An 18,076-nucleotide genomic window follows, 5' to 3' on the forward strand; every position below is an offset into this window, starting at 1 on the left:
CGGCAACTAACTCACTCAAAACCTACTAAAAAAAATGATTTCATATAGAGAAAGGCATCAAGCCCAAACCAAATTTAAAAACAATAATCTAAAACCTACTCTTATAAATATAGACTACTTAATTATCAATTTAGAGGGTCAACCGTTTGGAGAATTTCCTGAACATTCAAAGTTTCGTTTAAAACCTTACGAATACGGAACTAAGATTTTTGAGCTAAGAGCAGACCTATATTATGAAGATCTAAAAATCGGTATTTATACAGCAAAACCACGTTCTGCAATTATGAGCGAACAATTTGCACAGCTTCAATTTGAAAACAATCTATTTTATACATTATCTAACGACGCTTTAAAAGGTGTCATAAATGCTTTTTGCGATGAAACGAACTACTTATTTAAGTCTGTTAATAGACTGGATATATGCCTTGACAAGTCTGATATCAACAATTCTTACCGTAATTTATATAGTAATGTGGTTGCAGGTAACTACCTTATTTCAGGTCGTCCGAAAAATTTACAAAGCTATTTTGAAACGTACAAAGGAAAATCAATACTTAACGGTTTCCAAATAGGAAAAAGAACATCTGACAAAATAATACGATGCTATAATAAAACGCTGTCTTTGCAATTAACTGAAAAGCCATACATAAACGAATATTACGCAAATAATGGTTTGAAAAATGACAATGTTTGGCGTTTTGAATATCAGTTAAATTCAGCGTTTTTCAGAGGATTAAACGAACATTCGAAAGGAGATGTAAATATCAGTCAGGCAATGACTTGGGGTGTTTTTGATAAAGCAAATCTTTATGAGTTGTTGAAAATTGCAAATAAAGGTTTTTTTGAACTTCGTGAGAATACTGGTAAAAGTCAAATCAATAAAGAAAAGCAAATAGTTTTGTTTGATTTTGATTTTTTACAATCCCAAATTACCAAGTTCAATCCTATAATTAAACGCTTGAAAAGGGTTGTTCTTTCTTCTACAACCATTAAAAAACGTCTTGCAAAATCTCTATTTAGAGAATATTACGCAAACAATCAGGATATATCTTATATCGTTGCTCTAAATCTTTTACTTGAAGATTTAGACATGATTACCGAAAAACCACTTATTAATTGGTTCAAAAACAAATTGCATTTCTATATGCATGAGTTTAGAACAAAGGAAAAATTAGTAAATGATTTTGACTTTGAATTATTCCACGAACATCAACTTTTATTTTTATAAGCCATGAAAACACAGAATACAAGCCAAAAAGTGACTAAAACCCAGTTAATGCATATTCTTGAATTAAGCTATAAAACTGCTTGTAAAGAATATCAAGTTATACTCGATTCCTTGGAATTAAAAAGGAGTTATTTAACTGTCCAAGACCTTATTAAGTACGGCATATTATAGGGAAAATTAGGGAAAATTGTGGAATTATAGGGAATTTTAGGGAACGTCAAATAATAGTTGCAATAACCTTTGTGAAAGAAATTTAAACAAATAAAATTTATAACAAATGAAAATTGCAACTATTACAGGCGTTACAAAATCGCCAGAACTACAAGTAACAAAAGCAATCGGTGCTTTGATTCTTTCAAGTGATGTGGCTTTATCAGCCTTAACTACTGAAAAAATCAGTATTTACATTGAACGTGGAAACGGCTCGAATGTCATTTTAGCAAACAAAGTGTTGCTTAAAGATTTCATTTTAGCAAGTACCTACGGAACTGAAAACACTCAATCCGATGCTGATAATGCAATGATTGCATTATGTGAATTGGCAGACGAAGGTTCAATTTATCTTGCAGATAAAGAGAGTATTAAAATTACTCTTGAAGATTTGATTGCAGATAAACGTTACGATTTGCACGGTATTGAAGAACCACAACAAACAAACAATTTATTTTTCTTCGAGCAAAAATCTGTTGCATCAGAAGAGTTCAACAAAAAAATTGATGTTCAGGGATTTGATTTGGCTGTCATGACTGTTGACGATTCAGTAAGTGATTTGTCTTATCAGTACTCAAATGGTCAGGTTGTAAAATATCTGCCATTCGAATTGCAAACCTTAAGCCGTGATATTGACCCGATTCAAGCTGTTCTTGCAGATGGGAAAGTTTTACAAGGCTTAACGGATAGATTAACCTTGCCTTTAGTCGCTGTGGTTGGTATTGAAATCAATAAGTCACAAGGCTCAATTATTAATTTCGTCGTAAGATGTTTAAAAACTGTGTAAACTATGGGATTTTTCAAAAAAATTGGAACGGCGATTAAGAAAAACGTTTCGTTTAAAAATTTGGTAAAGGTTGCTACTCCTATTATGGGTGCTATTCCTTTCGTCGGTGGAACTGTTCAAAATATCTCGCAGAATTTGCAAGATGCTCACGAAGCAAAAAAGGCAAATAAACAAGCCGAGGAAGAATACAACAAACAGATGGCTTTAAATACAGCAAGTCAAGCGGTTGGTGCTGTAGCAAATGCAGGTTCTCAGATTTTCGCAAAAGCTGTAACAACTGGGATTAATGACGGTTTAAGTACTGGATTTGTTCAGGGAAGCGGTCAGGTTGGTGCTACTGTTGTAAGTTCAACTATTAAAGTTTGGTTTCAAAGAAACTGGAAAATTGTTTTAGGTGCTGTCGCTGGTCTTATTGCATTGATTTGGTTTTTAAGACGTGACCGCAATAATTCAGGCAGAAGAGTTGCTCGAAAAAGATAGCAAGCCGAAAAATTACTATCGAATCTATCTTATTGTATTTCTGATAGATTCGGCAGTAATCATAGTAAAAAAACTGGCTGAAATCATATTATTAATTAAACACATTATAAAGTAATGGCACAAAATAGAAAAAATTCTAATAATCAGAATTACAATAACAATAACCAACAAAAAGTAAAGCATTCAGGCGCAAAGTATACTACTTACATGCCTGTTACAGGCCCGAATAAAGGTGTTGAACAACATTTAACAACTGGTTGGAGATTGTCTAAAGGGGAATTGATTGCAATTAAGTGTGTAACTACTAATAAATCAAATCTATCTGAAAAAGGTTGGTTTGGTTCGGTAGCATGCACTTTTACAAACACTAAAACTGGTGTTCAATCATTTCACTGGGGTACAATGCAGAAAAACGGCGGTAAAGTCGTAATTGACAGTATGGCATTTGTAATTAATCCACGTGCGAAAAACGGTGGTTACGCAGGTACGTTTATCCGTTCGAACTAATGTTTAGGTTCATACTAAAATTCCTCCCTCTTATACTTCATGAGGGGGTTGATTTACTCAAAGAGCATTTAGAAAAAAGAAAACAATTAAAACAAAATAAGTCATGAAAAATTTGAAAGGAATTGTTTCGATAATTGGTATTATCGTGAAATATGGTGCGGTTGTTACTGCAATTTTAAAAGGTATTCAGGTTGTTTCTGATGAATTAAGCAAGCTTGATTTCGGAAAAGATGAACCTGAAACCTCTGCCAAACCTTTAATTACAGAAGAAAATGAGTAATTTTTTAGGCAGAAAGGACTTAACAAGAGGTATTCGAAATAATAATCCGGGTAACTTGGTTTTGACAAATATTGCTTGGCAGGGAAAAATACCAAATGCACAAAATACAGATAAACATTTTGAGCAGTTTACAGAAGTAAAATACGGTATTCGTGCCATGCTGAGAGATTTGACAAACGATATTGACAAAGGGAAAAATACGGTAAGAAAGCTTATAACTGAATATGCACCGCCATTTGAAAATGATACGCAAAAATATATTGAAGTTATTTCAAAAGCTGTCGGTTTAGACCCTGACCAAACAATCAAAATTGTAGATGCAAAATTCTACTTAGTAATTGCACGTGCAATTATTAAACATGAATGTTCGCCCGATCATAATTTAATTTACGATTCAGACATTCAGGACGCTATTGACATTATGGGAGATTACAACCTTGCAAGCGTTACTGTAACAGCTAAAAAGAAATTCAAATTCAATTATTTGATTATTCCCGTACTACTTTTTTTTTATACTGTTTACAGCGTTACAGTCTAAACAAACGCCCAAAACGATAGAAATTATTAATTCAAAATTTAAACAAGATGTTAGATAAAATCAAACTTTTTTACGCAAACAATAAAACCGTTGCAAATGTTGTACTAGTTGCTTTAGCGGGATTCTTAGCTTATAAATTATTTAAGAAAAAATAATTATGGCTCAAAGAGAGATAGTTAATAGAACAAAGAGCCAAGCCAATACTGTTTGGCTCTTTGATTTTCTGCAAAAATACTGGCTTTTGTGCGTTGGTATCATTGTGTGTTATCCACTAATTAAAAAATGGTATTCTAAATTCACACAAGATGCTGAAGAAAAGGCTTTGGAAGATGCAGAAAAGGATTTAAAAATTGCGGTTTCTAATCCGATGACAAAAGAGATTGAATTGAACAAGATTACACCTCGTAAAGAAGTTCATGACATTGCAGAATCTTTGGCGGTTTGGTTAGGAACAAATAAGCAAACAAAAGATGCTCCTTGGTACACTTGGATAACTGAACCGATGTCTAATTTCGAAAATGAGAGAGAGACAATAAATGAGTTATTGAGAGTAAAGCAAGTTACAACTGTTCCTTTGGTAATCGGCTGTTATTATGTTATTACACGACGTGATTTAAAAGCTGATTTGAAAAAATATTTATCAACTTCGGACTTGAAAAAAGTTCCGTTATTTAATTAATTAAGTATGAATTTTATTCAATATATAGACGATACTTACGCAGTAAAAGTAAAAGAGATTAATTCATCAGAAGGTTTTTATATAAATGGTATTCAAACACCGTTTTTCATTTTATCTGTATTTATAGATAATAAACGTGTTCAAGGTGTTGATTTTTTGAATTACGATAGTTTGCCTATGCTTTCAGTTATTAATGATTTGGGCAATGTTGATTTAAATGTGATTCCAGAAAATTATTTTGCAACTGCTTTTACAGAGATTTATTTTAAAATTCCTTTTGGTGGCGATTCTGCAAGTGTGGAGATTTCAAATTTTAGCGATTTTCAAAAAAAGCCGTTAAGATATCTAAAAGAATATAAATTACCTCAATTTAGATTAGATGGTAGATTTTCTCAGGGTTCAGGTTATCAATTTGATACTAGAGTATATTCGATGCTTAATATTGGTACTATTCAGGCGGATAATAAATTTTATTTAAATAGTTATGATACTTATTTAAATCATACTCATTTAGATACAGTTTATTATCAAGGGGAAACGGTTAATTATCTTCAAAATGGATATAATTTGGTTAATAGTTTTCCAGTTCAAAATAACGGTAGTATCATTCAATTTGGTGACTTTTATGTAAAAATGACCACAAACAAAACTGGCTATCCTTATGGATTGAGAATTTACATTTTTACAGATATTCGAACTAATGAATTTTGGATTATAGCTAATTATGTGGAACAAGGCACAAGTTTAATCAAAAAAGCAGAATTTGATATTTCAACATTTGTTTGTGTAAACGGCGGTTTCAAAATTAAGAATCTTCTTCATGATGTAGAGATTCAAATCAGCAACGTTTATGGCTAATACTACTCCAACGCCATACAGTTGTACGGTCTTTAATAAGGATAAATCCATAAGACCTATAAAAATTGAGTTTTGTAAATCAATATTTTACTTGCATAATTGGTGTAAACATGTTGGATTTGATTATCACTACATTAATATTTATAATCGAAAAACAGGTAAATATATTTCTCGACAATATTTCAATGAGTATATAATAGATAAGCCTTTGTATTAAATTACAAAGGCTTTTTTATTAACTTAAATCTATTGCAGTAATACACTCTAAATTACTTGAAAATTTGGTTTGTTCTTTTTCTCCTACTGTAAAATCTTCATATCCGTCTAGATAAATTCTTATCTTATCAATAGGTTCTTTTTTTAATAAATCAATATAATCATCTAATAAAACGCTTAACATTGTTGTCCCGCAGTCAATTTCGGTGTAGGCATTAGGAATTTTAATCTTTTCCCCATTTTTAAATTGAATGTGTACATAGGAATCCTTTGATCTACAGCCTTTAATTCTTCCCCATAACATCAATGATATTTGTTGTTTTTTGTTCTTTTTTTCTACTGTCTTATTAATGATGTATGATAAACCGTCTTTTGAAAGTGAGTTGTCACTAAATGATGTATTGTAATTCCAAACTTCGTCAAAATCATCATACTTATATTCGGTGTTGCATTTATGATTTACTTTACATTGACCTTTAGATAATTTTTTGTATCCTTCTAATTGTGAATAGCAATTAATGCCTATAAACAACGTAATAATTAGTAGTTTTGTTTTCATTGATTTGATGGTTTGTTAAATTTATATTTTGGGTTTTCGTAAGAATTTTTAAATATAATTATTTATTCTTTTATAGCAATTGACAAAGTGAAATTAAAATTATTGGCATTATATTTGAAAATCTTTAGTAATTATAAACTCACAAATAAACCATTATGAAAAAAATTACTTTATTATTTTTTGTTTTTCTTGCTTTGCCGGTTATGGCGCAGGATTCGGATATGAAAGTATATCTTGAAAAAACAGAAACTGCGAGTATTGAACAATATGAGCTAATAAAAAAAGTTAATCAGTATTATCCCGATATTATGATTAGCAAAGAAGTTAAAAATAAATTCAAAAACAATTTTAAAACAAATGAATTTTTGTCGGCAGATGTTGTTTATGAAAATACATCGAAGTTTAAATTATATAACGTAACTATTTTGGATAATCGTTGTTTATCCTATACATTTTTAACTCCTGACGATGTTTTGACATTTGGAGAGGTTCGAACGTTTGATGGTAACACAGTCAGGACATTGTATAAGCTTGATAAAGGTAAATCTTTAATGCAATATTTTATTAATGGTAAATTAATCAACGAAGTAAAAGGATAAATTTACATCTTAATATCAATAAATAAGCCCCAATAAAACGGGGCTTTTTTTTATGTTCCAAATTTTTATATATTAGATTTCTTCAAAAATAGGGTTTAAAAATGCTGTTAATAAAGTTGTTAACATCTTCTTGGACATACTGTAAATCATACTATAAATTATAGGTCAAAAGTGTATATATTGTAAAAGAATCGATTCTCATACAAATTCACTTCAATTCGCTGATTTAAAATAATTTATATTCCCATTAGATTTTTTATTTCTTCTAAAAAAAAGAAATATTCTATCCTTATTTGAGAAAGTAAAATTATTTTTTTGAAATTTTAAATTCTCAGTGATTTGCAAAACAATAAATTATAATGATAAATTTTATTGAATGCATGAATTCCAGATTGTAATTCTAGACATTTATTCTAAAAGTAAAATTAAAATGTTTAAATTTTAAATTCTCAGTCATTCTATAAATAACATTTATCAATTAGCACATCATTATTCTAAAGTAAAAATCCTATATTTGAAGTTTAGGACAAATATCGACATGACAGAGAAAAAAAATACATCAAGGTAGAAATATTAAGCGTTTCCGCGAAATGCTAAGCATAAAACAAGAAGCCCTTGCTTTTGAATTGGGAGAAGATTGGAGTCAAAAGAAAATTTCCCTTTTGGAGCAAAAAGAAATGATCGAAAAAAATATTTTAGATCAGGTTGCTAAAATTCTTAAAGTACCTGTTGAAGCAATTGAGAACTTTGATGAAGATGCTGCAATTAATTTTATAGCAAATACTTTCCACGACAGCGCTGTTGCTTTTACAGATAATGCACAGGCAAACTTCAATTGTTCATTCAATCCTCTTGATAAAATGGTGGAACTTTACGAGCGTATGCTTCAGCAACAAAAAGAAATGATTGAAAAACTAGAAAAGCTAATAAAATAAAACGTTATTAGTACAATTTCTTCAAAATTACTTCTTTAGGAACTATATCAGCTCCACCACGCTTTGTAAACTGTATAACTCCCTCATCTGTTAATAAAACGGCGCTGGACGAAATTCCGTCTTTATCTTTAAGTTTGATTTGCGCTTTATCACCATGCGGATATACATATCCTGAAACTTCCAAAACTCCTGAATTTAATTCTTTATGTTCACTAGTAATTTCAGCGGTTCCAACAATCGCATAATTGGATTGTGCAATGGTTATTGTGAAAACATATTCTTTTTTACAGTCTTTACAATTCTCATTACTCCAGGTTCCTGAAAAACCGTTATGCTGCGAGAATGATTTTAAGGATATTAAAAATGCGATAAAAAGAATTTTTTTCATTGTAAATGATTTTATCAAAAATTGGAATCAAATATAAACCAAAAAAGCATCACAATATTGCGATGCTTTTTTATTAACTGAACAAAAATTATAATTTTTTCAAATAAACTGATTTTCCATTTAGTGAAACATCAATTTGGTTTGTTTTTTCGTTAAAAGTTGTTCTCAATGCATTTCCATTAAATATAGTAACGTTACCATATACATGTCCGGTTTCATTTGAAACGTAATCAAATTTAACTTTTTTGTTGTCTGGTTCAATGCCTAATTTATAACTGGAAAATTTTGTTCCTCTTAAATCAAAGTCTTGTTGTGAATCAATAATGTTTCCGTCGGCGTAAAAATTAGTAACAGATTTACTCAAAGTAATATCAGGATAATATTGATTTACTTTTTTTAAGAGCTCATATTGTGCTGTACTTGCATCTTCTTGTTTAGATGTAATAGTTTGGGCAAATGAAATAGATGTAAATAGAACTGCTACTAATAAAAGGTACTTTTTCATAATTTTTAATTTAAAGATTAATAAATAGTTATACCAAATAATGCTGGCTTTGACTTTAATTTATTGTTATAAACTCCGGGAAGTTATATAACAAGGTACGAAATCTTTACCTTTGCAAAAAATTAAAAGCCCATTTTTAATAAAATGACAACAAAAAAATACATCAAACTGATCCTTATTTTAGGTTCTTTAACTGCCCTTGGTCCTTTTTCAATTGATATGTATCTGCCTGGTTTCTCTGGTATCGCCAAAGATTTAAATACAACTGTAGCAAAAGTTTCTATGAGTTTGTCCAGTTATTTCATCGGAATTTCTGCCGGACAACTACTTTATGGTCCTTTGTTAGATCGTTTTGGGCGCAAAAAACCTTTATTTATTGGCTTACTGGTTTATATTCTGGCTTCTTTAGGATGTATTTATGTTGCTGATATTGATTCTTTTATATTACTCCGTTTTGTTCAGGCTATTGGAAGTTGTGCTGCAACTGTGGCATCTGTCGCAATGGTTCGTGATTTGTTTCCCGTAAAAGATATACCAAAAGTATTTTCACTTTTAATGCTGGTCGTTGGGCTTTCGCCTATGCTGGCGCCAACAATTGGCGGTTATGTGACAGAGGATTTAGGCTGGCATGCTGTATTCTTCATTTTAATGTGTATGGGAATTGTAATTTTAGCAGCTTCGCAAATTGGACTTCCCAACACTTATAAGCCGGATGTATCAATTTCATTAAAACCAAAACCAATTATTGCTAATTTTATTTCAGTTCTAAAAGAACCACAATTTTATACATATGCTTTTACTGGTGCAATCGCGTTTTCAGGATTGTTTTCTTATGTAGCTGCTTCTCCAATCATTTTTATGGATATTTACAAGGTTGATGCGAAGACTTACGGATGGATTTTTGCCTTAATGTCTGTTAGTTTTATTGGTTCCAGTCAATTGAATTCTATGTTATTAAAAAGATTTTCGAGTGAACAAATGATTTTTGGAGCTTTAATATCACAATCTGTTATTAGTATCATCTTTTTGATTTTAGCTCTAAATGACTTTTTAGGATTGTATCAAACTATCGGAATGTTATTTCTGTTTTTAGCTTGTTTAGGAATTTCAAATCCGAATACCGCAGGATTAACGCTTGCTCCTTTTGCTAAAAATACAGGAAGTGCATCTGCATTAATGGGGGCTATTCAATTAGGTTTAGGAGCTTTAGCTTCATTTGCCATCGGAGTTTTTGTAAAAGATTCTGTAGCACCAATGGTTGCCATTATGACCACTACAACTATTACAGCCTTTATTATTCTAAATATTGGAAAACGATTTATAAAAAATAAAGTTACACTTTCTGAAAGTGATGATGTTATGATAGCTCATTAGAAAATTGAAATTCCAATTCAAAAACTTGGCAAAATATACTTAGATGTACAATTAGCATAAAAGCCGAAATCTCACGATTTCGGCTTTATTTTTATTATAATTTCTTAAAATTTTAATTCTAGTTCTGTAGTTTTTTATCCGGTCTAATAATCATTCTAAGCGATTGATCTTTTGCAAAATAAGCCACCATCCAGTTCCAGAATGTGTTCAATCTGTTTCTGTACGTAATTAAAGAAATTAAGTGGATAAACAGCCAGATAATCCACGCAAAAAAACCTTTAAAATGCCATTTTGGACTTGGTAAATCTACCACGGCTTTTGCTTTTCCAATAATTGCCATCGAGCCTTTGTCTTTGTAAGCGAATGGTTTAAGAGGTTTATTCGTAACCATTGCTTTAAAGTTTTTAGCCAGATTTAATCCTTGCTGAATAGCAACTTGTGCAACTTGCGGATGTCCGTCAGGAAAATTTTTATCTCCGGCTGTAATAGCAGTATCACCAATAGCATAAATATGATCTACGCCATTTACTTTATTGAACTCATCTGTTGCCATTCTTCGTCCGCGGCCATAACTTTCTTTTGGAATTCCTTCGAAAATTTTAGCAGAAACTCCTGCAGCCCAGATTAAATTTTTGGTTTTAATAGTCTCTCCATTTTCGAACATTACGGTGTCATCAACATAGTCAACAACTTTCGTATTTAATTTGACTACAACTCCTAGTTTAGTTAAAGCTTCATAAGTATCTTTTTGAGATTCTTTACTCATTGGTGCCAAAAGCGCATCGCCTCCATCAACCAGATAAACATTACTTGCAGAAGTATCTAATTCAGGGTATTCTTTTAAAAGGATATTTTTACGCATTTCAGCAAACATACCGGAAACCTCCACTCCTGTCGGGCCCCCTCCTGCTACAACAATTGTAAGTAATTTACGTCTTTTACGCATATCCTTGCAAATGGCAGCTTTTTCAAGATTTTTAAGCAATGTGTTACGCATTACGATGGCGTCATTTAAGGTTTTCATCGGAATGGCATTTTTCATCACGTTTTCCATGCCAAAATAACTCGTTTCTGCTCCAGTTGCAAAAACGAGATAATCATATTCTAAATCGCCGTTACTTAAAGTGATTTTCTTTTCAGCGGGAGAAACAGATAATAATTCGCCTAAACGAAAACTTAGATTCTTTTTTCCTGCAAAAAATTTTCTAAATGGATAACTAATGCTCGAAGGCTCTAAAAATGCCGTAGCAACTTGATATATAAGTGGTGGGAAAAAGTTATAATTATTTTTATCTACAAGGGTTACTTGTATTTGAGGCTGATTTACAAGCTCTTTTGCCAGATTGATTCCTGCAAATCCGCCTCCAATAATGACTATTTTCATATAGGTTGTAATTAATAGGATTATAGAATAATTCCTTATAAAAGTACAACTTTAATATACAATGACAAAAGTCATATTATTTACTTTTTGAATTTTTTAACTGTTTTATCAACTATATCGATTTTGTTCTGTAAGACATAACTCGCCATTAATTTCTCGATTAGTTCGTCTTTCGTTAAATGATGAAAAACAGTTTTGACTTTTGTTTTTAATTCAGTTGAAAGTTCATGATTGGGTTTTGTTTTGAAGATTTGTTTGGCCCATAAAAGCATATTATTCTCTTCTAAACTTGCTGCCGTAGGTTTTTTAAACTCAGAAAATTTAATTCCCAATTCTCTTTCAAAATCAGCAATTTCGAATACTTCTTCTTGTTGCAACACAGTTAACGAAAGACCTTTTGCTCCTGCCCTTGCGGTTCTTCCGCTTCGGTGAACATAATTTTCGTAAGTATCAGGTAAATGGTAATTGATTACATATGAAATTTCTTTTACGTCTATTCCTCTCGCTGCTAAATCGGTTGCAACCAAAATATTGATATGCCCTTCACGAAATTGCTCCATAATTCTGTCACGAATTCCTTGTGTCAAACTTCCATGAAGTGCTCCGGAAGAAAATTTATTAATCGCCAGATTTTTAGCTAATTTATTGACAGCAGCTTTTGTTTTGCAAAAAATAATTCCTCTTTCTCCATCTCTTGAATTTAAAAAATGCATTAAAACTTCCAGTTTCTCTATCGGATCAACCACAATATATTCATGATCGATTCCTTCATTGCCGACAGTTTCCATGTTGGCACTTATTTGAACTACATTTTTATTCAAATAATTCTGGATCAATTGTTTAATAGCTCCGGGAAGTGTTGCTGAAAATAACAGCGTGCGACGTTTTTTAGGAAGTTCAGCTACAATTTCGTCTAAACCTTCTTTAAGGATGGCAATCATTTCGTCTGCTTCATCCAAAACTAAATATTCGGTAGTTTTTAGATTGATTGCTTTTCGCTGAATTAAATCGATTAAACGTCCCGGAGTTGCTACAACAATCTGTGCACCTTCTTTTAGTCTTTCGATTTGTGGTTTTATTGGAGTCCCTCCACAAATGGAAGCAATAGATATACTAGGAATATATTTTGCGAAATCTTCTAAGTTTCTAACAATCTGCTGTCCTAGTTCTCTTGTTGGTACTAAAATTACAGCTTGAACTGCAGTTGATTCTATATTAACTAATTGTAATAATGGAAGTCCAAAAGCGGCTGTTTTTCCTGTTCCGGTTTTTGCTAAACCTACAATATCATGATTTTCAGATAGTAAAAGCGGAATTGTTTTTTGTTGAATTTCAGTGGGTTCAACGATATTTAATTCGCCTAAAGCTTTTAGAATTGGCGCTGAAAGTCCTAATATTGAGAATTGTTTAGACATGTTCTTTAATTTGTTTAAAGTTTCAGGTTTCAAGTTACACCAAAAACTTAATAAGTTGAAAGGAGAAATCACATTTGCTTTGAAATGCTATTTCTCCTTTTATAATTATAATACTATTTTAGATTCCAATAACTTGAAACATGAAACCTGAAACAATTAAACTTTTAAATGATCAATCTGGCTCATTCATGATTTTCTCACGATATTTTTTACCAATTAATAAAGTCAATCTTTGTTTGTAATCGTCAACCAGCCATTCACGGTAGTTTTTACTGCATTGACTTAAACATTTTGAATAACGTTTGATACGGTCTTCAATATCATCATCCAGTTCTTTTGCAAGCATTTTAGCTTCCTGAAGTGTTTCAGTATTATCTACACACATTCCTGCATGCTGATCTAGAGATTTATCCAAAACAACTTTAGAACGTAAATTCTGTTTGATGATTAATTTGTGTTCTTCATCAACATCAAAACTAACATCTGCAGTTTTACTGAATTTAGCACGTAATTCCGGTGGCATGCTGTATTTGAAAAACATTTCAATTTCATGATCATCACGAAGGTTTTCCAAATAAAACTCTGGCGATTTAAAAATATGCTGCCAGTTTACAGGATCGCTCCACAAACCAAAACGTGCAGCGTTGTTCCCTAAATCAATAACTGTAAATTCATCTTTTCCAGGAAGTTTACGAGAACCACGACCAATCATCTGGAAATACAATGTCAATGATTTTGTTGCTCTGTTTAAGATAATCGTTTCAACCGTTGGTTCGTCAAAACCGGTAGTCAAAATTCCGACAGAAGTCAAAATGGCGTCTGGAGTCTTTTTAAACCATTGTAAAATGTCTTTACGTTCTTCAGAGCTGCTTGTGTTGTCAAGGTGTCGAATATCGTAACCTGCTTCTCTAAAAGTTTCATAAACATATAATGAAGTATGAATACCGTTATTGAAAATTAAGGTTTTCTTACCTAAAGAACGTTCTGTATAAGCATGAAGCAGTTTTTCCTGCATTAAAGTATTGGTATACAAATCATCCGATGATTTTACAGTATAATCACCATTGATACCTACTTTTAATGACGTTAACCCAACATCGTAGCTGTAAGTTGTTGCTTTTGCCAAAAATCCTTTATCAATCAACGAACCAATTGTATCACCCACAATAAGCTCGTGATAACTTTGGTGCATTGGCAATTTTATATTTGAACTCAAAGGTGTTGCTGTCACTCCAAGAATAAAAGCATTTTTGAATGAGTTTAACAATTTTCTAAAGGAGTTGTAATGTGCCTCATCAATAATAACCAAACCGATATTATCCAAATGAAGTTTTTCATCATTAATACGGTTTTTTAAAGTTTCTACCATTGCGACAAAACAAGAAAAATCGTTTTGGTCCGGCAGTTCTTTTACTTTACTATTGATTATTTTGTTTGTCACACCAAAACCAGTCAACATTTTTGAGGTTTGTTTACATAATTCGATACGGTGCGTTAAAACCACCACTTTTTTATCATTATGTGACAAATAGCGGCGAACGATTTCAGAAAATATTACTGTTTTTCCTCCTCCTGTTGGAAGTTGATACAGTAAATGATGTTTCGGAGGAGCATTATCTAAACGGTCAAAAATGGCATCAATATCGCCTTTTTGGTATGCATACAGCTCTTTTTTCTCTTCTCTTTGTATTTCTAAAGTGTTTTGAGACATTGTTTATTTTTGGATTTTTGCAAAAATACACCGAAAAAACAGTTATTCATCTTTTTTTAACCTAAAATAAATGTTTTTTTTAAACTAAGATTTTTTATGAGAAGGGGTTTTAATAGTCGATTTTCTCCAAAATGGCCTCAAAATCGTACTTATTTTTCCATTTTTGGTTTACAGTTTCTTCCAAAATACCATTAATTCGCAATTTAAATTCGTTAAAAATTCCATTTGAGACAATAAAATTAACAGCTTGTTCAAAAGAATTAAAGATACTTTTGTAGAATAATTCCTGCTTGATTAAATTTTGAGAAGAATACGTTTGGGCAATTTCGATATTGTACAACATAATATCAGCCAAAACAAAAGAATCAACTCCAAGCGTCATAAAATGTTTAATTAATTTCTGAGCGACAGATCTACGCATTTTAGCTTTTGGACGCCATCTTGCTCCCGGTTTTTTGATTGGAAAGTATTCGTGCGAGATTTTGACTTTTGCTTCCTGAAGAAGCTTATCTTCCTTCGGGTTAAAAACAAAGTCGTAATAGGTTTTTACAGGAGCAAATTTTTCATATAATTCAATTAGTTGTTCTTCTAATTGTTCCTTAGTCAATTCTCCTAAATATTTTTTTAAATCTCTTTTACTCATTATCAAAACTTAAGATTACAAAAGTAAATTACTTTCTCAACAAATGCCTCAAAAACCATCGATATTACTTAATTTTGCCGGCATAAACTTAAAAAATATATACATGCTCAAGATTTTCAAAGTTACCGCAATTTTAGAAGGAATCTCTTATTTAGTGTTATTTGCTAATATGTTGATTATCAAAAATAATAATCCTGAACTTTATCATACATTATTACGTCCGTTAGGAATGACACACGGCGTGTTGTTTATTGGTTATATTATTTTGGCTTTTTTATTGAAAAAATCAATGAATTGGGATTTAAAAACTTTTGCAATCATTTTAGTTGCTTCACTTATTCCGTTTGGAACTTTTTATATCGAGAAAAAGTATTTAGAAACTAAAGCAAATGCATAAGCTTTTGGATAAAATATTTAATTTTTTATACCCTGTTTTCAGAGATTGGGGAATGAGCCGTAATGTTGCGTCTTATACCAGTTTAATCTTTAATATTGCTATTTTAATAGCTCTGGCATATGTAATTTATTATGCCGCCAAATTTATATTAGTCACTTTGACGGCTGTTTTTGCACAGCGCACCAAAACAAAGTTTGACGATTATTTAATTCAAAACAAAACCACCAGATATACAGCTTATCTAATTCCGTTTTTCTTTATTTACAAAGCCGTTCCCGTAATTTTAGATAAATACGAATATTGGGAACTAATTTTCGGAAAAATAGTTGGTGTATATATCGTTCTGCTTGGATTATGGATTGTTCGAACTGTTTTTAATTCGCTGCGAGATTATTTAAAACAAAAACCGGAATACAGCGACAAACCAATTGATAGTTTCGTTCAGGTTATTATGATCGTGCTCTGGATTTTTGGAGTTGCGATGATTATTTCTACTTTGTTCGGAATCAAAAAAGGCGAACTGTTAACCATTCTTGGAACGCTTTCGGCAATTATTATTTTGATTTTTAGGGATACCATTCTTGGTTTTGTTTCGAGTGTGCAGGTTGCGATAAACGACATGGTTCGTATTGGCGACTGGATAACAATGGACAAATTTGGAGCCGATGGAGATGTTATCGAAATCAATTTAACGACAGTAAAAGTTCGAAATTTTGACAATACGATTACCACTATTCCAACTTACGCTTTAAGTTCCGATTCGTTTCAGAACTGGCGCGGGATGCAGAAATCTGAGGGAAGACGTATTAAAAGACACGTTTTAATAAAAAGCAGTACAATTCGTTTTTTAAATGATGAAGATCTACAACAATTACGAAAAGTACAACTGATAACCTCTTATATCGACAGCAGACAATCAGAAATTGACCGCTACAATGATTTGAGAGGTGTTGATAAAACGCTTTCGCTAAATGGCCGTAATATGACTAACTTAGGTTTGTTTAGAAAATATATCATGCAGTATTTAGTCAATCATCCAGGACTGAACAAAGATATGCATATCATGTGCAGACAATTACAGTCAACAGCGCATGGAGTTCCATTAGAAATTTATGTTTTTTCGAGCGATAAACGCTGGGCAAATTACGAATATATCATGGCTGATATTTTCGATCATGTTATGGCTTCTGTAAAATATTTTGATTTGGAAATATTTGAACTTCCTTCTAGGATAGGGAAATTTGAATAAAGTTATTTTGTTTCAGGTTTCAGGTTGCCTAAACCGCAAAGAACGCCAAGATTTACGCAAAGTTCGCAAAGTTTTTTAGACAAAGCTTTGCGAACTTTATGTTTTATAAGTCTTGTATATTAAAAGTCTTGTTCACAATAACTATCAGAGTTGCGGTCAAAAAATTAACTCATTCTAAGTAAAAACTTGAAACTTGAAACCTGAAACCTCAAACAAAAAACAAACTATTTAGTCACTTCTTCAAAAATAAATTCTGAATTATTGTACTCAATTGGGACTTCCGGAACAAAGCACGGAAGGTTGAAATAAGTACCAATTACTCCATTTCCTAAAAATAATTTATGATCTTTCTGTAAAAGTGCGATAGGAATTCTTTTCCAGTTTCCACCAAAAGAAATATAATAATAATCCCCTCTCAGCGTATCCCCTCTTAAATCGCCTTTTACATCTCCGGAGTCTTTTCCATATCCATATCGCGAGATTTCGTATCGACCGTAAAAACGTTTATTGTTAATATGAATATCTAAAACCGCTGTATCTTTATTATTTACAGCGCGATACAATTTATGATTGTATTTTTCTTTGTTTTCTTTCGAGTTGCAAGAAACTATTAATAAACAGAGGAATAGAAAAAATCGCATATTTTATTTTTATAAAAAACAAAAATAGGTTTTTAGCGTGGGATTATTTCGTTAACTTTAAAGAAAACTAAAAACAAAAAAACATGGAAGATAGAGACACCTTTTTAAAAGAATTCAGAGGCGAAACTTTAGGAACTGTAAGTGCTCAATCTTCTTCAGATGAGATCTTTCAAAATCAGACGATCAGGCCTATTTTAAAATTACAAAATGATTTATTTATAGCCGTTTTCATTAATTACGTAAACAAAAACAAACCTGATTTTTATTCGTATTCGGTCGAAAAGAAACTGCAGACCATCGAAAATTCCATTCAAAAAGATATTAAGTTCAGAAATTCTTTAAAAGGAATTGTAATGGCGCTTTTTACAGTTGACGAATACAATACTTATATTCAGAATTCTTCTGACTTAAATAAACGAATGATGAATTTATTAATTGACCGATTGAAAAATCAGGTACAGTTGTTTGAAGTGGAATCGGATTCTAAGTGATT

General features: G+C 31.5%; 22 protein-coding genes. 14 read left to right on the forward strand and 8 right to left on the reverse strand.

Going from position 1 to position 18,076, the window contains the following annotated elements:
- Positions 1 to 34 precede the first annotated feature (34 nt).
- The 8 genes from ACFS3A_RS23140 to ACFS3A_RS23175 all read left to right on the forward strand — a co-directional run bounded on the left by ACFS3A_RS23140 (position 35) and on the right by ACFS3A_RS23175 (position 5,567).
- A complete protein-coding gene (locus ACFS3A_RS23140) occupies positions 35 to 1,228 on the forward strand; it encodes a hypothetical protein (protein WP_379827939.1) in 1,194 nt (397 codons plus the stop codon).
- A gap of 277 nt (positions 1,229 to 1,505) precedes the next feature.
- The gene (locus ACFS3A_RS23145; RefSeq protein WP_379827940.1) at positions 1,506 to 2,225 is read left to right on the forward strand and encodes a hypothetical protein; all 720 of its coding nucleotides are present in this window, start codon (positions 1,506 to 1,508) and stop codon (positions 2,223 to 2,225) included.
- Between the two features lie 3 nt (positions 2,226 to 2,228).
- Positions 2,229 to 2,705: a hypothetical protein gene (locus ACFS3A_RS23150; RefSeq protein ID WP_057117986.1), complete on the forward strand. Its 477-nt coding sequence runs from the start codon at positions 2,229 to 2,231 to the stop codon at positions 2,703 to 2,705.
- Between the two features lie 114 nt (positions 2,706 to 2,819).
- Positions 2,820 to 3,212, forward strand: a complete 393-nt coding sequence (locus ACFS3A_RS23155; RefSeq protein WP_379827941.1) for a hypothetical protein — start codon at positions 2,820 to 2,822, stop codon at positions 3,210 to 3,212.
- A gap of 103 nt (positions 3,213 to 3,315) precedes the next feature.
- The gene (locus ACFS3A_RS23160) at positions 3,316 to 3,492 is read left to right on the forward strand and encodes a hypothetical protein (protein WP_379827942.1); all 177 of its coding nucleotides are present in this window, start codon (positions 3,316 to 3,318) and stop codon (positions 3,490 to 3,492) included.
- Positions 3,485 to 4,030, forward strand: coding sequence for a hypothetical protein (locus tag ACFS3A_RS23165; protein WP_379827943.1), 546 nt, complete (start codon positions 3,485 to 3,487; stop codon positions 4,028 to 4,030). The genes ACFS3A_RS23160 and ACFS3A_RS23165 overlap by 8 nt, the downstream gene beginning before the upstream one ends.
- 157 nt (positions 4,031 to 4,187) lie before the next feature.
- The gene (locus tag ACFS3A_RS23170; RefSeq protein WP_144212749.1) at positions 4,188 to 4,709 is read left to right on the forward strand and encodes a hypothetical protein; all 522 of its coding nucleotides are present in this window, start codon (positions 4,188 to 4,190) and stop codon (positions 4,707 to 4,709) included.
- 6 nt (positions 4,710 to 4,715) lie between these two features.
- Positions 4,716 to 5,567: a hypothetical protein gene (locus ACFS3A_RS23175; protein ID WP_379827944.1), complete on the forward strand. Its 852-nt coding sequence runs from the start codon at positions 4,716 to 4,718 to the stop codon at positions 5,565 to 5,567.
- 235 nt (positions 5,568 to 5,802) lie between these two features.
- On the opposite strand, the gene ACFS3A_RS23180 is transcribed toward ACFS3A_RS23175, so the two are convergent.
- Entirely contained in the window at positions 5,803 to 6,342 is a 540-nt protein-coding gene (locus ACFS3A_RS23180) for a hypothetical protein (protein ID WP_379827945.1), read from the reverse strand.
- Between the two features lie 155 nt (positions 6,343 to 6,497).
- Here ACFS3A_RS23180 and ACFS3A_RS23185 point away from each other — a divergent pair, with 155 nt between their 5' ends.
- Positions 6,498 to 6,941, forward strand: a complete 444-nt coding sequence (locus tag ACFS3A_RS23185; RefSeq protein ID WP_379827946.1) for a hypothetical protein — start codon at positions 6,498 to 6,500, stop codon at positions 6,939 to 6,941.
- Between the two features lie 590 nt (positions 6,942 to 7,531).
- Complete coding sequence (locus tag ACFS3A_RS23190) at positions 7,532 to 7,876, forward strand: XRE family transcriptional regulator (RefSeq protein ID WP_379827947.1); 345 nt, start codon at positions 7,532 to 7,534, stop codon at positions 7,874 to 7,876.
- Positions 7,877 to 7,883: 7 nt separating this feature from the next.
- On the opposite strand, the gene ACFS3A_RS23195 is transcribed toward ACFS3A_RS23190, so the two are convergent.
- Both ACFS3A_RS23195 and ACFS3A_RS23200 read right to left on the reverse strand, forming a co-directional pair.
- Positions 7,884 to 8,264: a hypothetical protein gene (locus ACFS3A_RS23195; RefSeq protein WP_379827948.1), complete on the reverse strand. Its 381-nt coding sequence runs from the start codon at positions 8,262 to 8,264 to the stop codon at positions 7,884 to 7,886.
- A gap of 88 nt (positions 8,265 to 8,352) precedes the next feature.
- Positions 8,353 to 8,769 carry a hypothetical protein gene (locus ACFS3A_RS23200; protein WP_379827949.1) on the reverse strand — a complete coding sequence of 139 codons (417 nt, stop codon included), beginning with the start codon at positions 8,767 to 8,769 and terminating at the stop codon, positions 8,353 to 8,355.
- 144 nt (positions 8,770 to 8,913) lie between these two features.
- On the opposite strand from ACFS3A_RS23200, the gene ACFS3A_RS23205 reads away from it, so the two are divergent.
- Positions 8,914 to 10,143, forward strand: coding sequence for a multidrug effflux MFS transporter (locus ACFS3A_RS23205; protein WP_379827950.1), 1,230 nt, complete (start codon positions 8,914 to 8,916; stop codon positions 10,141 to 10,143).
- Between the two features lie 118 nt (positions 10,144 to 10,261).
- On the opposite strand, the gene ACFS3A_RS23210 is transcribed toward ACFS3A_RS23205, so the two are convergent.
- The 4 genes from ACFS3A_RS23210 to ACFS3A_RS23225 form a co-directional block, all read right to left on the reverse strand.
- Positions 10,262 to 11,527 carry an NAD(P)/FAD-dependent oxidoreductase gene (locus ACFS3A_RS23210; protein WP_379827951.1) on the reverse strand — a complete coding sequence of 422 codons (1,266 nt, stop codon included), beginning with the start codon at positions 11,525 to 11,527 and terminating at the stop codon, positions 10,262 to 10,264.
- 80 nt (positions 11,528 to 11,607) lie between these two features.
- Positions 11,608 to 12,942: a DEAD/DEAH box helicase gene (locus ACFS3A_RS23215; protein WP_379827952.1), complete on the reverse strand. Its 1,335-nt coding sequence runs from the start codon at positions 12,940 to 12,942 to the stop codon at positions 11,608 to 11,610.
- 172 nt (positions 12,943 to 13,114) lie between these two features.
- Positions 13,115 to 14,653 carry a DEAD/DEAH box helicase gene (locus tag ACFS3A_RS23220; protein WP_379827953.1) on the reverse strand — a complete coding sequence of 513 codons (1,539 nt, stop codon included), beginning with the start codon at positions 14,651 to 14,653 and terminating at the stop codon, positions 13,115 to 13,117.
- A gap of 109 nt (positions 14,654 to 14,762) precedes the next feature.
- Positions 14,763 to 15,296 (reverse strand): DUF6155 family protein, encoded by a 534-nt coding sequence (locus tag ACFS3A_RS23225; protein ID WP_379827954.1) that lies wholly within the window; start codon positions 15,294 to 15,296, stop codon positions 14,763 to 14,765.
- 103 nt (positions 15,297 to 15,399) lie between these two features.
- Here ACFS3A_RS23225 and ACFS3A_RS23230 point away from each other — a divergent pair, with 103 nt between their 5' ends.
- Positions 15,400 to 15,693, forward strand: coding sequence for a DUF3817 domain-containing protein (locus tag ACFS3A_RS23230; protein WP_111291103.1), 294 nt, complete (start codon positions 15,400 to 15,402; stop codon positions 15,691 to 15,693).
- Entirely contained in the window at positions 15,686 to 16,942 is a 1,257-nt protein-coding gene (locus tag ACFS3A_RS23235) for a mechanosensitive ion channel family protein (RefSeq protein ID WP_379827955.1), read from the forward strand. Before ACFS3A_RS23230 ends, ACFS3A_RS23235 begins: the two co-directional genes overlap by 8 nt.
- Before the next feature lie 224 nt (positions 16,943 to 17,166).
- Here the strand turns inward: ACFS3A_RS23235 and ACFS3A_RS23240 are convergent, their stop codons facing one another.
- On the reverse strand, positions 17,167 to 17,583 hold the full coding sequence (locus ACFS3A_RS23240) for a hypothetical protein (RefSeq protein WP_379827956.1): 417 nt from the start codon (positions 17,581 to 17,583) through the stop codon (positions 17,167 to 17,169).
- An 83-nt stretch (positions 17,584 to 17,666) separates the two neighbouring features.
- Between ACFS3A_RS23240 and ACFS3A_RS23245 the strand changes: the two genes are divergently transcribed.
- Positions 17,667 to 18,074 (forward strand): glyoxalase, encoded by a 408-nt coding sequence (locus ACFS3A_RS23245; RefSeq protein ID WP_379827957.1) that lies wholly within the window; start codon positions 17,667 to 17,669, stop codon positions 18,072 to 18,074.
- Positions 18,075 to 18,076: the final 2 nt, after the last annotated feature.

This window comes from Flavobacterium notoginsengisoli (assembly GCF_042686225.1).
In the GTDB taxonomy this organism is placed as follows: domain Bacteria; phylum Bacteroidota; class Bacteroidia; order Flavobacteriales; family Flavobacteriaceae; genus Flavobacterium; species Flavobacterium notoginsengisoli.